At 65.0% G+C, this 12565-nt stretch carries 15 protein-coding genes; all 15 read right to left on the bottom strand.

The features are described from left to right. The coding region (locus tag B2W70_RS01415) for a phosphate ABC transporter ATP-binding protein (protein ID WP_286742167.1) at nucleotides 1-529 on the bottom strand (529 nt) is incomplete at its 3' end. Continuing rightward, nucleotides 526-1383 carry a phosphate ABC transporter permease PstA gene (gene pstA, locus B2W70_RS01410; protein WP_286742166.1) on the bottom strand — a complete coding sequence of 286 codons (858 nt, stop codon included), beginning with the start codon at nucleotides 1381-1383 and terminating at the stop codon, nucleotides 526-528. The genes pstA and B2W70_RS01415, both read right to left, overlap by 4 nt. Continuing rightward, a complete protein-coding gene (pstC, locus tag B2W70_RS01405) occupies nucleotides 1376-2206 on the bottom strand; it encodes a phosphate ABC transporter permease subunit PstC (RefSeq protein ID WP_286742164.1) in 831 nt (276 codons plus the stop codon). The genes pstA and pstC overlap by 8 nt, the downstream gene beginning before the upstream one ends. Nucleotides 2207-2219: 13 nt before the next feature. Further along, nucleotides 2220-3047: a phosphate ABC transporter substrate-binding protein gene (locus B2W70_RS01400; protein ID WP_286742162.1), complete on the bottom strand. Its 828-nt coding sequence runs from the start codon at nucleotides 3045-3047 to the stop codon at nucleotides 2220-2222. 46 nt (nucleotides 3048-3093) lie between these two features. Then, nucleotides 3094-4143, bottom strand: a complete 1050-nt coding sequence (locus B2W70_RS01395) for a methyltransferase domain-containing protein (RefSeq protein ID WP_286742161.1) — start codon at nucleotides 4141-4143, stop codon at nucleotides 3094-3096. A gap of 67 nt (nucleotides 4144-4210) precedes the next feature. Further along, entirely contained in the window at nucleotides 4211-4651 is a 441-nt protein-coding gene (locus tag B2W70_RS01390; RefSeq protein WP_286742160.1) for a hypothetical protein, read from the bottom strand. A gap of 17 nt (nucleotides 4652-4668) precedes the next feature. Next, a complete protein-coding gene (locus B2W70_RS01385) occupies nucleotides 4669-5427 on the bottom strand; it encodes a DUF3047 domain-containing protein (protein WP_286742159.1) in 759 nt (252 codons plus the stop codon). Between the two features lie 76 nt (nucleotides 5428-5503). Further along, entirely contained in the window at nucleotides 5504-6145 is a 642-nt protein-coding gene (locus tag B2W70_RS01380; protein WP_286742158.1) for a TIGR04282 family arsenosugar biosynthesis glycosyltransferase, read from the bottom strand. Continuing rightward, a complete protein-coding gene (locus tag B2W70_RS01375) occupies nucleotides 6142-6840 on the bottom strand; it encodes a TIGR04283 family arsenosugar biosynthesis glycosyltransferase (RefSeq protein ID WP_286742156.1) in 699 nt (232 codons plus the stop codon). Before B2W70_RS01375 ends, B2W70_RS01380 begins: the two co-directional genes overlap by 4 nt. Then, nucleotides 6837-9029, bottom strand: a complete 2193-nt coding sequence (locus B2W70_RS01370; RefSeq protein WP_286742155.1) for an FAD-dependent oxidoreductase — start codon at nucleotides 9027-9029, stop codon at nucleotides 6837-6839. Before B2W70_RS01370 ends, B2W70_RS01375 begins: the two co-directional genes overlap by 4 nt. Next, nucleotides 9026-10006, bottom strand: coding sequence for an arsenosugar biosynthesis radical SAM (seleno)protein ArsS (gene arsS / locus B2W70_RS01365; RefSeq protein WP_286742153.1), 981 nt, complete (start codon nucleotides 10004-10006; stop codon nucleotides 9026-9028). Before arsS ends, B2W70_RS01370 begins: the two co-directional genes overlap by 4 nt. Before the next feature lie 106 nt (nucleotides 10007-10112). After that, complete coding sequence (locus B2W70_RS01360; RefSeq protein WP_286742152.1) at nucleotides 10113-10880, bottom strand: YiiX/YebB-like N1pC/P60 family cysteine hydrolase; 768 nt, start codon at nucleotides 10878-10880, stop codon at nucleotides 10113-10115. 227 nt (nucleotides 10881-11107) lie between these two features. Further along, the gene (locus tag B2W70_RS01355) at nucleotides 11108-11737 is read right to left on the bottom strand and encodes an RNA polymerase factor sigma-70 (protein WP_286742151.1); all 630 of its coding nucleotides are present in this window, start codon (nucleotides 11735-11737) and stop codon (nucleotides 11108-11110) included. Beyond that, nucleotides 11734-11958 carry a nitrate/nitrite transporter NrtS gene (gene nrtS / locus B2W70_RS01350; protein WP_286742150.1) on the bottom strand — a complete coding sequence of 75 codons (225 nt, stop codon included), beginning with the start codon at nucleotides 11956-11958 and terminating at the stop codon, nucleotides 11734-11736. Before nrtS ends, B2W70_RS01355 begins: the two co-directional genes overlap by 4 nt. Then, nucleotides 11955-12565: FAD-dependent oxidoreductase (locus B2W70_RS01345; protein ID WP_286742149.1), on the bottom strand; the 611-nt coding region annotated here is incomplete at its 5' end. The genes B2W70_RS01345 and nrtS, both read right to left, overlap by 4 nt.

Genomic DNA, 12565 nt, shown 5'->3' with positions numbered 1-12565 from the left:
CAGCCACCTCGTCCCAAAGGCCCACGTCTGTCAGGGCCGCCTGGATGCGGGCGCGCCGCTCATGGCGATCCCGTACGCCGTGTTCACGAAGGGGCAGGTCCAGGTTGCGCTCAATGGTCAGCGGAAACGGGTTGGGCTTCTGAAAGATCATGCCCACCCGCCGCCGCAGCGCCAGCAGGTTCACACCGGGCGCCAGCACGGACTGGCCATCCAGCGTCACCTCGCCGCGCACCTGTGCACCGGGCTGGTCGGCCACCAGCCGGTTCAGGGTGGACAGAAAGGTCGTCTTGCCGCAGCCTGAGGGACCGATAAGGGCGGTGATGCAACCCTTGTAGATGTCCAGCGAGACATCGTCCAACACCGGCCGACCATGAAAGCTCACGCCCAGTTGCCGCACCGACAGGTGGGGCACCGGCTCGCAGCAGGGTGGGCCTTCGGCCAGTGCACCCAAGGTGTAGGCACATCCCGGGGCGTGGATGGCATGGGCATCGGTGTTGTTGGTGGTGGTTTTGGCGTCGAAGGGTGTCATGTGCGGTGATCCTTGTGTCTGACCCATTGCATGGACAGCCCCATCGTCACGGCATTGATCAGTGCAATCAGGGTCATCAGCACCAGGGCCGATCCGTAGGCAGCCGCATCGCCGCCGGTCACGTTCATGGACAGGTCGTAGATGTGCACGGCCAGGGCGCGACCGGAGTCGCCCAGGCTGTCGGGCCAGCGGTCAACATAGCCGCTGGTGAAGATGAGCGCGGCGGTCTCGGCGCTTGCGCGGCCAACGCCCAGCATCGCGCCGGCCGTGATGGCGGGCATGGCGGCTGGCAGCAGCACATGCAGCAGCACGCTGGCGCGGGTCATGCCCAGCGCGGCACCCTGGCGGCGCCAGTCATCACCCAGGGCGCTCAGGCCTGCCTCGCTGGTGCGGATGAAGATGGGCAAGACCATGCAGGCCAGAGTGAGGCCACCGGACAGGATGGAAAAACCCAAGCCCAGGGTGACGCAGAAGAACGCGTGTCCGAACAGGCCGAAAACAATGGACGGAATGCCGGCGAGGGCGTCCAGGCTCACGCGCACCACGCGACCGCGTCGGCTGCCTGCAGGCAGGTACTCCGTCAGCCACACCGCACAGGCCAGGCCCAGTGGCAAGGATGTGGCCAAAGCCACCGCCAGAATCAGCAAGGTGGACCACAAGATGGGGGCAATGCCCCCGTCGCGGCCTGCATTGCGGGGTGCCTCTGTCAGGAAGCTCCAGTTGATGGCGGGCCCACCTCGCCACAGCAGATCCAGCAGGATGAGGCCGCACGCGCCCACCACCAGGGCAGCGGTGAGCCAAAGTGCGGCTTTGAACAGGGCATCGCCAGCGCGGCTGGGGGTGTGTTCAAGCATGGCGGGCCCCACGCTCACCGTGTTCACTGCGCGCGGCCAACAGGGCCAGCGCCAGCACCATGGCAGACAGCACCACACCAGAGGCAAACAGCGCGGCGCGGTGCGTGCCCGTGGCGTAGGCCATCTCCAGCGCGATGTTGGCCGTGAGCACGCGCACCGGGTCCAGCACGCTGGTGGGCCACTGGGCCACGTTACCCGCCACCATCAGCACGGCCATGGTTTCACCCAGGGCGCGCGCCAGTGCCAGCACCAGGCCGCTGACGATGCCCGCGCGCGCTGCAGGCAATGCCACGGACAGCACGTGTCGCCGAAGGCTCAGCCCCAGGGCATGGCTGGCCTGTTGCAAGGTGCGGGGCACGGCCTGCAGCGCCGAGGCAGCCGTGAGCGCCACCGTGGGCAGGATCATCAAGGCCAGAACCAAGGCGGCAGTCAACAGGCTGGTGCCCGGCGGGTGCTGGTCGGCCAGCCAGGGCACCAGCACCGTCAGGCCCCACAGCCCGAACACCACAGACGGGGTGCCAGCCAGCAGCCCCAAGACCCATTGCAGGGTGCGTCTGGCGCTGTTGGGCGCCACAAACTGCATGAACACCGCACTGCCCAGCCCCAGCGGGGCCGCCAAGAGCAAAGCACCCAGCGACACCAACACCGTGGCCAGCAACATGCCGCCCATGCCGAACTCGCCATCCAGGGGATACCAGGCATGGTCGCCCAGCACATCGGCCCATCCCAGGTGGCTCAGCACCGGCCAGGCCTGGGCTGCCAAGAACACCACGATGAACAGCGCCAGGCTGCCCACCAGTGCCGACACGACGGCCAGCGGCAAGGGCCACCAGCGGTCAGCGTGCCAGCGGGACGAAGAACTGGGCCCTGACGAGGTCATGCACGTCCTTGGATTGTGCGAAGTCGAGGAACTGACGGGTGAGCGCAGAGGGCTGGCCCTTGACCACCAGGTTCAAAGGGCGCGAGAGCGGGAACTTGCCCGCCTGCACCTGGGCGACGGTGGCGGGCACCCCGGCCATGGGCAGCAAGCGGATCGGTGTGCCTTGCCCAGCCTCGTATTCGGCCGTGCCAATGGACACATAGCCGATGGCACCAGGGTTGCCCGCCACAGTCTTGATGCCTTGCTGGTTCTCGCCAATCACCACCTGCGCACGGATGTCTTTGTTCTTGAGCTGGAAGTGCTGCAGGAATAACTCCAGCGTCGAGCGGCCTTCGGCCTTGTTCACCACAGTGATGGGGCGGTCTGCCCCGCCCAGTTGCTTCCAGTTGCGGATCTCGCCCGTGTAGATGGCCTTGATCTGCACATCGCTCAAAGCGGGCACCTTGTTGCTGCGGTGCAGGATGACGCTGACCCCGTCCAGGGCGATGGGGGTGGCCGTGAGGTCGGCCTCGTCGGCTTTGAGTGCGCGCGACACCATGCCCACTTGGACCAGGCCCTGGCGGGCTTCGCTGATGCCGCGAGACGAGCCACCCGATTGCACATCAACGCGCACACCCGGGTGGCGTTGCTCGAAACGCTTGGCGATTTCAGCCACCAGGGGGGCCACGGTGCTGGAGCCCGACAGGGTGATCTGCTGCGCAAGAGCTTGTGCAGTCAGGCCCGAGGCCGTCAGTGCAAGGCATGCGCCGATCAGCATGCGCCGGTGCAAGTTCAGGGATGACATGTGGGTTCCTCAGTAGCGCATGACGTTTAGCAGGATCGATGGCGGCTCAGCAGCAGCCACCCGATGACCCGTTGTTGTTGGCTGCCGGTGTGGCGTCGAACGGGATGCTGCTGCCACACCCCTCAAACAGGCCAAAGTGCTGCCTGAAATCGCCGATGAACTGGAAGTGCTTGGCAAAGCGGGAGTCGTGCAGCATGCGGAAGGTGTTGCCACACACGGGGAACACGCGCCCGGTCTCGATGGCATGGTGCTTGTCGAGCATGAAGCCATGCGGCAGGTGGGGGATGCTGCCCTGGTAGATCACGGCCTGGCCGTGGTCTTCGCAGGCGTCTTCCAGGCCATCGAGCTTGAACAGGCGGTAAGTGGCCGAGTAAAAGCGCAAGTTGCCCAGCTTGGCAGCCAAGGCGGGGTCGGTCACGCTCAGGGGGCGGTCGTCCACCAAGCGCGGGTCGATGAAGCCAGCGCCACGGGCCAAGCGCAAGAAGTCGTTCCAGTACAGCGCGCCGCCCAGGCATTCGCCGTACAGCACCGGGTCGTTGCGCACCGCCTCGGGCACGCGCCGGTCGGCGTAGACATCCGAGAAATAGAACTCGCCACCCGGTTTGAGCAGGCGCTGTACGCCGGCCAGCACGGCAGCCTTGTCCGGCGACAGGTTCACCACGCAGTTCGATACGATCACATCGAAGCTGCCGAGCTCCAGGCCCAGCTCGTCCAGCCGCTCGATGTAGCCGTGCAAGAAGCGCACGTTACTGTAGCCAAAAGCCTCGGCGTGGTGGGCCTGATGGGCGCGGGCCACGGCCAGTTGTTCATCGGTCATGTCCACGCCCACCACCTCGCCGGTGGGGCCCACCAGTTGGGCCAGCGCGTACACATCGCGCCCGGAGCCACAGCCCAGGTCCAGCACGCGGCAGCCCTCCAGCAGCGGCGGGCACACGAGGCCACAGCCGTAGTAGCGCGACAGCACTTCGGGGTGGATCTTGGCCAGCAGCGGCTTGAACCACTCGGGCACCTGGCTGATGTCGCAGCACGCGGTGGTCTTGAGGTCGGCGGTCTGGGTGAGCTGCTTGCCGTAATAGTCTTGAACGATGTCGTGCATGGCCGTGTCCTTGGGCTTTGCGAAGGGATGGGGGAGGGGCGTCGATGTTGTTGGCCTGGTGTCGGCCTCAGGCCGGGTGGCCAGGCACGTGGCGGTCGCCTCGCCACCACTTGAGGGAATCGATGAGGTCAAAGGCCAGGCTGATGCCGTTGACCACCAGCAGCACGATGATCAGCACGCGTTCGGCCTCATCCATGGGCGTGGCCCCGGCCGAACCTGTCAGCCTGAGGGCTAAGAACACATGCAGCGGAATCCAGGCCACCAGGTGTGGCACCGACATCAGCTTGCTCATCCCCTGTTCAACCCACATGATGGGCACGTTGGTGGCCACCACGAACACCGCAGCCCATGCCGCCCAATGGCCAGATGGGGTGTCGGTCAACAAAAAAGCGGTAGCGTTGGCGGGCACGAGGATGCCGCCCACCCACACCTGCACCCACAAGGGCAGGCTTCGGTAGGAATGCCAGATGGTAAAGAGTCGGCTGAGCATGGTCAGGGCACCTTGCATGGGGTCAATGGTGGGGATCAGGATGTGGACGAGGCGTCGAAGCGGCAGGCTTGATCGCGCGCCACAAAATGCAGATCGGCAAAGCCTGCCCGGGCCTGTTCTTTCGTGTTGTCGGTGTCCGATGCGACAGCCAATGAAGCCGCCTGGTGGTCGAACTTGCCGAACAACTGAAGCGCATCGGCCATCACATCGCGCCGCTCGTTCACCCAGCGTCCCGCCTGCTGGCGGCCACTTTTCATCACGATCATCTGCGTGCGATCGGTGTAGGCGTTGGGCAGGATGGTGCCTGGTGGGTGGCGGTTGTCCCACACATAGTTCAAGGCGGCGTCGGGCACATGGTCGCCGTAGATGCTGCGCGCCAGGGCCAGCTTGGTGCGCAAGCCAAAGCCCAGCGCCTGGGGTGGCAGCTTGAGTGCCACGTAGACGCGTGCGGCGTAGTCGTCTCCGGATTTCTGCGTCATGTCGGCCTTTTGCAAGACGTCATCCACACGCCAGCGCCAGCACAGCACGGGGGTTTGCATCAGGTTCACCGTCAGGGGCCTGGCCATCAGGGCCATGCTGCCGTCAGCGCGCGCTTCGATGCCCGTCACGCCGTCCCAGCGTTTGACGGTGTACTGCGTGGGCGGTATGCGTTCGTCCAGTCGAATAAGTTGCCAGGGCGATGGCGGTGCCGATGCGGGGGCCGCGAAACGACCCACGTCTTGCGCAATGGCTGGGATGGCGGGGGTGGCTGATGCCCCAGCGGCGCCATCGGCCAAGGCGGTGCCTGCTGCCATGCAGAGGCTCAGCCCCATGCAGCAAGCCGACACCGTCAACCTGATCGACCTCAATGGCTGCGCGGTGCGTGTGCGTTCATGACATGACATGGGGGTGCTCCTGTGTCCAGTGGGCCGGCAGATGTTGCAGGTCGGCGGGCTCGTCGATGTCGTGCAGCACGGGCATCTGGTGCACGCGCAGACCTGCTTGCACAAGGCGGTTCAAGGTTTCTTGCGCAACCACCTCGGTGCTCCACGCCATCTCCGTGAAGATGTTGGGAAAGAACTCGCGCAGCCCCAGCGCGACGTAGCCGCCATCGCTGGCGGGCGCCATCACGGCGTCGTGCGTGTGCAAGTGCAGCGCGGCCTCGCGAAGGACTGACGCGTCCAGTGCGGGGCAGTCGGTACCGATCAGGATGCAAGGCTGACCGACTGCGAGACTGCGGTGAGCGGCCCTGGCCAGGCGCTCGCCCAGGTCCCCGCCTTCCTGGTCTGACACCTGCAAGCCAGTTGGCAGGGGCAGGGTCTGCCACAGAGCATCGTTCAGCGGGGTTCGACACAACTCGACGGGGCCCACGTCGGCTTGCAAGGCCTCGTGCAGGGTGTGCAGCAGCAAGCGCGTGGCCAGGGCTGCTGCGCCACCCGCCCCAAGCGCGGGGATCAAGCGCGTCTTGGCAAAGCCTGCCCGGGGCGCCTTGGCGAACACGATGATGCGAATGGGCTGAGGCACGGCGTTCATCGGTAGGCCCTCGCGATGGATTCGGCCGAGGCGCCCAGCCAGTAGGCCAGGCGCAGGCGCCACATCAACACGATGGTGCGCCACACGCCCCGGGTTTCCCAACGGCGCCCGGAGGTGATCACCTGGTCGGCCAGGCAGGCCGGCGGGGATCGGCGCTTGAGCCGCTTGCACAACTCGATGTCTTCCATCAGCGGCTGCTCAGGAAAGCCGCCACAAGCCTGAAACACCGTGCGCCGGACAAAAATGGCCTGGTCACCCGTGGCGATGCCGCTCAGGCGCGAGCGCAGGTTCATCATGCGGGCCACCACCTTCAACCATGGTGATTGCCCGCTGATGCGCACATCAAAGCGGCCCCAAACAGGGGCTGGGACGCCCAACGACGCACCAACCGGTGCGCCCAGGGCCTGAGTCACGCGCTGCTCGGCGCCATCGGGCAAGCGGGTGTCGGCATGCAGGAACAGCAGCACGTCGCCACGGGCCTGCCTGGCCCCGGCGTTCATCTGCCGTGCCCGACCAGCAGGGGCGTCGATCACCGTGAAACCCGCGACCCGCGCCATGACGGCACAGCCGTCCGTGCTGCCGCCGTCCACCAGCAGCACCTCGCAACCTGCCCGCTGCAGGGGCAACAGGTGCGCCAGCAACTCGGGCAACACAGCGGCTTCGTTGAGCATGGGCACGATCACGCTGAGCTTCATGCCGAGGCCCCCCGGCGCCAGGTGTGGAACCGCGCCAGCCAGCGCAACACACCTTGTGGCGCGTGCGCCCGCTTCCACTCACCCGCCACGTATTTGTTGGATTCGGCCAGCGTGGGATAGGTGTGGATGGTCGAGAGGATCTTGTTGAGCCCCAGGCCCCAGCGCATGGCCAGCACGAACTCGGCCAGCAGGTCACCCGCGTGCTCGCCCACGATGGTCACCCCCAGGATGGTGTCCTTGCCTGGCACGGTCAGCACCTTGACAAAGCCATGGGCGGAACTGTCGGCGATGGCGCGGTCCAGATCGTCGATGCCGTAGCGGGTGACTTCGAAGGCGATGCCTTTTTCGCGGGCTTCCAGCTCGTTGAGGCCCACGCGCGCCACCTCGGGGTCGGTGAAGGTGGCCCAAGGGATGACGCGGTAGTCGGCCTTGAACTTCTTGAAGTCGCCGAACAAAGCGTTGACGGCGGCATACCAGGCCTGGTGGGCGGCGGTGTGCGTGAACTGATAGGGGCCAGCCACATCACCGGCGGCAAAGATGTTGGGGTAGAGGGTTTCGAGGTATTCGTTGGTCTGCACCGTGCGCTGGGTGGGGATGCCCAAGTCCTCCAGGCCGTAGCCCGTCAGGCGGGCGCTGCGGCCCACGGCGCAGATGAGGGCGTCGAACGGCAAGGCCAGCGTCTTCCCCTGGTGCTCAACGATCAGTTGCTTGTCGCCACTGGCCGCGCGTTCGCAGCGCACGGCCTTGTGCCCGGTCAGCACCTGCACACCGTCAGCCTGCAACGATTGCCGCACCAACTCGGACACCTCGGCGTCTTCGCGTGCCAGGATGCGCTCGCCCATTTCCACCTGGCTGACCTGCGCGCCCAGGCGGGCCAGGGCTTGGGCCAACTCGGAGCCGATGGGGCCGCCGCCCAGCACGACCACGCGGCGGGGGATGTCGTCCAGTTGCGAGAACGCTTCCCACAAGGTGTCGCTGGTGAGGTAGCCCACCTCGTCCAGACCGGGCAAGGGCGGCACGAAGGGACGGGCACCTGCCGCGATGACGATGCTGCGGGCCGTCAGGCGCTGCGTGCCACCACCGTTGAGGGCGATCTCGACCGTCCAGGGGTCGACCAGGCGGGCATGCCCTTGCACCACGTCCACGCCCAGTTGGGTGTAGCGCTCGACGCTGTCGTGAGGCTCGATGGCGCGCACCACCTCATTGACTCGCGCCATCACATGCTTGAACGAGAACCGTGGCGACGCATCAGAGGTGCCATCTGGCACGCCCGCTGGGTTGAGCAGGCCATAGCGATCGGCATGGCGCATCTGGTGGGCCAGCTTGGCGCTCTTGATCAGGGCCTTGCTGGGCACGCAGCCGTAGTTCAGGCAGTCGCCACCCATCTTGTGGGCCTCCACCAGCGTGACCTTGGCCTTGACAGCCGCGCCAATGTAGGCGGTGACCAAGCCCGCTGCACCGCCACCAATGACGATGAGGTTGCGGTCAAACGCCTTGGGGCGCTGCCAGCGCGCATACACCCGGCGCCGCTGGTACCAACCCACGGCCTTCTTGGCCAGCAGGGGAAAAACACCCAGGAGAGCCGAGGCCATCAGGAAGCCGGGCGTGAGGATGCCTGACACGCCGTCCATCTGGGCCAACTGGGTGCCCGCATTGACGTACACGGCGGTGCCTGCCAGCATGCCCACCTGGCTGACCCAGTAAAAGCGCCAGGCTGGCATGGGCGTGAGCCCCATCAACAAATTGACCAGGAAGAAGGGGAAGATGGGTACCAGGCGCAAGGTGAAGAGGTAGAACGCGCCTTCACGCGCGACGCCATCGTTGAGCGCCTGCAGGCGCTGACCAAAGCGCTGCTGCACCATGTCGCGCAGCAAATAGCGCGACACCAGAAATGCCAGCAGCGCGCCGATGCTGGAGGCAAACGACACGATCACCGTGCCCCACCCCAGACCAAACAGCGCACCGGCTGCCAAGGTGAGCACGGCAGCCCCCGGCAGCGACAAAGCCGTGGCCGCGATGTAGGCGGCGGTGAACAGCAGGGCCGTTTGCACGGGCGACGCATCGCGCCAGGCCGTGAGCTGGCCCAGGCTGGCCTGGATGCCTTGCAGGGTCAGTTGCTCGTGCAGTCCGGTGATGAAAAACAAGGCGATGGCCGCCACCACGGCCGCCAGGATGAACGCGCGCTTCATGCTGCCACCTCCTTCAACGCGCCGCCACAGCTGGAGCCACTGCCTGCGGTGCAGCCAAAGCAGTGGTCGGCCACGCGGATGGGGTGATCGTCCAGTCCCTCGGTCAACAGGTCGCGCAGGTGCAGCGGTGCCTGGGCGCCGCGCCGTGACGGCGTGGGCAAGCCCAGTTGCTGGTTGAAGTCGCAGTCAGACAACTGGCCCTGCCAGTCCACGCTGACCAGGCTGCGGCACATCACATGGGCCAGGTTCTCGTCGCGGTGTTGCGCCTTGAGCAAGTTCATGTAGGTGTGGAACTGCCCCTTCGAGATCAGGGTGGAGCCAAAGCGCTGGATGGGCATGTTGGCCAACGCAAACAAGGTGTTGAAGCTGATGCCAAAGTGCTGTTGCAGCTCGCGTTTGTAGTCGGCCTCCAGCTTGGCTTGTGGTGGCGGCAACACGGGCCCCTGGGGGTTGTAGACCAGGTTGAGCACCAGGCCCGAGCCCGCTTGCCCGTAGCCCAGGGCGTTGAGGCGCTGCAGGCCGGCGATGCTCTTGTCGAACACGCCCGTGCCGCGCTGGCGGTCCACGTTGTCGGCTGAATAACAAGGCAGCGAGGCCACCACCTCCACCTCATGTTCAGCCAGAAAATCGGCCAGGCCCTCTTGTCCGGGCTCGAACAGGATGGTCAGGTTGCAGCGGTCGATCACTTTCACGCCCAAGGCGCGTGCACTGACCACCAGATCCCGAAAGCCAGGGTGCAGCTCGGGCGCCCCGCCGGTCAGATCCAGCGTGTCGATGCCGCGTGCCTTGAGCACCTGCGGGATCAAGGCCAGGGTGTCCGCGTCCATCATCTCGGTGCGGTTGGGCCCCGCGTTGACGTGGCAATGCAGGCAAGACTGGTTGCAGCGGTAGCCCAGGTTGACCTGCAGGGTGCTCAGGCGCTGGCGACGCAGGGCAGGGAAGCGGGTGTCTGCCAATAGCGGCAAGGTGGCATGCATGGAGGGCCTTTCAACGCCTTGATTTAGGTTTCAAGGCGTAGTCGTGCGGCCCTGGCCAGTTCTTACAACTTTATTTTGAGCCAGCGCGGATCGGTGCTGTGGCAATTCATGGCGTCGTCCGATCAACCCAGCGCAAACCATGAAAATCAAAGCCCTGGTCCAGCAGCGGCTTGACAACCTGAAAATAGGGCGATACGTCAAAGTCACGCGGTGCAAACAGACTGTGGTGACGGATGCGGGCAATTTCTTCAATGCAAGCCGGGCAATCGGGTGAATCGCTGCGGCGCTGTTCGATCTCAGGCAGGATCGGATAACGAACAGATTGAAAAGCCTGTGCAATCAAGGTCGAGCAGATGGCGCGGGTTGGGTCTCCGCTACCCAACGCCAGCATATGCCTTCGCATGCCCAGCGGCACTGGGGGCGTCGGCAACAAGTAGCGCGCCAGATCAATCACATTGCGCAGGTCGTAGCGGTTGCCGATGCGCTCAATCGCATAGCTGCACACACGCTGACATTCCGCGTCGGTCAGCCCGATTGGACGACAAATCCGGCTGGGTAACATTGCCAAGGCATCCAGCGTTACGCTGCGCACCCCGTCCACGGTATCCGCTTCGACCAGCACATGCCCGGACGGCCTCCCTTGCTCGGCGAGTAAGGGGCCAACGTAAAGCGCGGCATGCGACCACGTGGATTGAGTCAGGTACTTGATGGCCGTGCTGACACGGCTGTTTCCTTCAACGAGTAGCACATCGCCAGGTTGGAGCGTGGTTGCGAGGAGCGACGCTGGCGTGACGGGGGCGGTGGCATGAACATGACGTTCTTGACTCAGAAAACGGGCCAGCCCTCGGCCGAAATACGACAAAACAGGGTTCATGTTGTCTTTCGTCCTCAAATCACATCAGCGTCGGGGCGGAGCTTGTGGTGCTGACGGGTCGTCTTTGGCGAAACGCCTAGCAATCTGCCGCAGGTCCTGCATGTGGTCGCCGAAATTTCGGCATCCTTCGCACATCCAGCAGTGGAACCTCAGGTGCGCACGCTCACCCAGCGACAGGGGGCGCTCCAGGCCTTCTGAGAACAGGTGGGTCACCTCTCTGCAGTTTTTCATGCCACAGCCCCCCCTTGAAACCACCGGTTCTCCAGGCACTCGCGCAAACGCAAACGAGCCCGGTACAGCGTGACGTGCAGGTTGCTGGTGGTGATGCCAACTTCCTTGCACACTTCGCTGGGCGCCATCTCGACGAACTCGCGCATCATGAAGACCCGCGCCTGCTGATCGGGCAGGTGATTCAGGCAGGCCTCAAAAACGCGCCAGAACTGCTGGTCTTCCAAGGCTGAATCAGGCCCATTCCAGCGACCGGGTCGCTCGTCTGGCTGCCAGAAGCCTTTGCGGTCGAACAACTCGTTCAGGTCGTCCTCTTCCTGATCACTCCCCAAGAGGCGGCTGGCTTCGACCAAGCGATGGCGCTGACGCAAGGTGTCGGCAATCTTGTTTTTGAGGATGGCGAACACCCAGGTCTTGAGCGAAGCCTCCCGCTTGAACGAGTCGGCATTCTTCATGGCACCGATCAGGGCCTCTTGAACCGCGTCTTCAGCCAGATGGGCATCGCGCAACTGAAGGGTCGCGAATTTCAACATGTGTCGGCGCAGGTCTTCCAGAAATACGGGATCGGCCCAGTTCAGCTCGACCTCCGGCTCTGGTTGAACGCGTGTGCTGCGGGTGCTTGAACTCATGACTGACCTTTGTGATTCATCTCATTCTTGACCGCGCTGTAGGTTGACACGCAGTATGGCACCAGGTAGTTCATGGCAACCTGCCACCAGGAGATGGGCTCACCCCTCCACACATGCGAGCCCTGGTTGACCGCATTGAGGACGGTGCCCACCACCAGCGCCACTTTGACTGCGTTGCGCATGATGTGGGGTGTGCAGGCCGTGCGCAGGAAGACTTTCATGTGGAAGATCCCTCTTGGATGCGCGCCATGAAGCGTCGGTCGATGCGGTCTTTAAGGCGCCACACCCACGCCCCCGCTGCGCTGAAGGGCCCCCAGGAGGCGATGGCCTGTCCCCCACCGACGGCCAGCAGGTACAGCGACCATCGCCTGGGGGTGTAGGTTGTCAAAGGGCCGCCACTCAAACTGGCCAGCAGGTTGTTGGCCAGCACGTGGCCTGCCCTGACCGCGTGTACCCCGGAGCGCGCCACGTTGCGGTCGATGCGCGCGCACACATCCCCCGCCGCAAACACATTCGGGTGCGAGGCGCTTTGGTGATGTCCATTGACCGCCACGAAACCATGCTCATCGAGCTGCAGCTTGGACAGGCTCAGCCAAACGGGGGCGCGCGCACCTGTGGCGGCGATGACGGCGTCCAGGTCTCGCGCCTGACCGTCGTCGAGCAGCACCCCCTGCGGGGTGCCCACCGCACGGCGTTGAATCACCTCGACGCCAGCGTCGCGCAGGGCCTGCGCCACCCTTCGCTGCACAGCAGACGCGTGGCCAGGCAGCAGGCCATGCCCCCCAGTGATCAAGCACACAGATGCCGAGACGCCTGCGTGGCGCAAGG

It is taken from the genome of Aquabacterium sp. UBA2148, assembly GCF_002328915.1.
Lineage (GTDB): Bacteria > Pseudomonadota > Gammaproteobacteria > Burkholderiales > Burkholderiaceae_C > Aquabacterium > Aquabacterium parvum.
Note: the sequence above shows the minus strand (reverse complement) of the source record. Positions and strands in the feature narration are given on the sequence as shown.

What these genes read in the sequence shown, in the direction of transcription:
- arsS (WP_286742153.1), bottom strand. Translation starts at nt 10,006, where the DNA reads ATGCATGCCACCTTGCCGCTATTGGCAGACACCCGCTTCCCTGCCCTG.
- B2W70_RS01370 (WP_286742155.1), bottom strand. Translation starts at nt 9,029, where the DNA reads ATGAAGCGCGCGTTCATCCTGGCGGCCGTGGTGGCGGCCATCGCCTTG.
- B2W70_RS01375 (WP_286742156.1), bottom strand. Translation starts at nt 6,840, where the DNA reads ATGAAGCTCAGCGTGATCGTGCCCATGCTCAACGAAGCCGCTGTGTTG.
- B2W70_RS01360 (WP_286742152.1), bottom strand. Translation starts at nt 10,880, where the DNA reads ATGAACCCTGTTTTGTCGTATTTCGGCCGAGGGCTGGCCCGTTTTCTG.
- pstA (WP_286742166.1), bottom strand. Translation starts at nt 1,383, where the DNA reads ATGCTTGAACACACCCCCAGCCGCGCTGGCGATGCCCTGTTCAAAGCC.
- B2W70_RS01380 (WP_286742158.1), bottom strand. Translation starts at nt 6,145, where the DNA reads ATGAACGCCGTGCCTCAGCCCATTCGCATCATCGTGTTCGCCAAGGCG.
- B2W70_RS01355 (WP_286742151.1), bottom strand. Translation starts at nt 11,737, where the DNA reads ATGAGTTCAAGCACCCGCAGCACACGCGTTCAACCAGAGCCGGAGGTC.
- nrtS (WP_286742150.1), bottom strand. Translation starts at nt 11,958, where the DNA reads ATGAAAGTCTTCCTGCGCACGGCCTGCACACCCCACATCATGCGCAAC.
- B2W70_RS01400 (WP_286742162.1), bottom strand. Translation starts at nt 3,047, where the DNA reads ATGTCATCCCTGAACTTGCACCGGCGCATGCTGATCGGCGCATGCCTT.
- B2W70_RS01395 (WP_286742161.1), bottom strand. Translation starts at nt 4,143, where the DNA reads ATGCACGACATCGTTCAAGACTATTACGGCAAGCAGCTCACCCAGACC.
- B2W70_RS01390 (WP_286742160.1), bottom strand. Translation starts at nt 4,651, where the DNA reads ATGCAAGGTGCCCTGACCATGCTCAGCCGACTCTTTACCATCTGGCAT.
- B2W70_RS01385 (WP_286742159.1), bottom strand. Translation starts at nt 5,427, where the DNA reads ATGGCAGCAGGCACCGCCTTGGCCGATGGCGCCGCTGGGGCATCAGCC.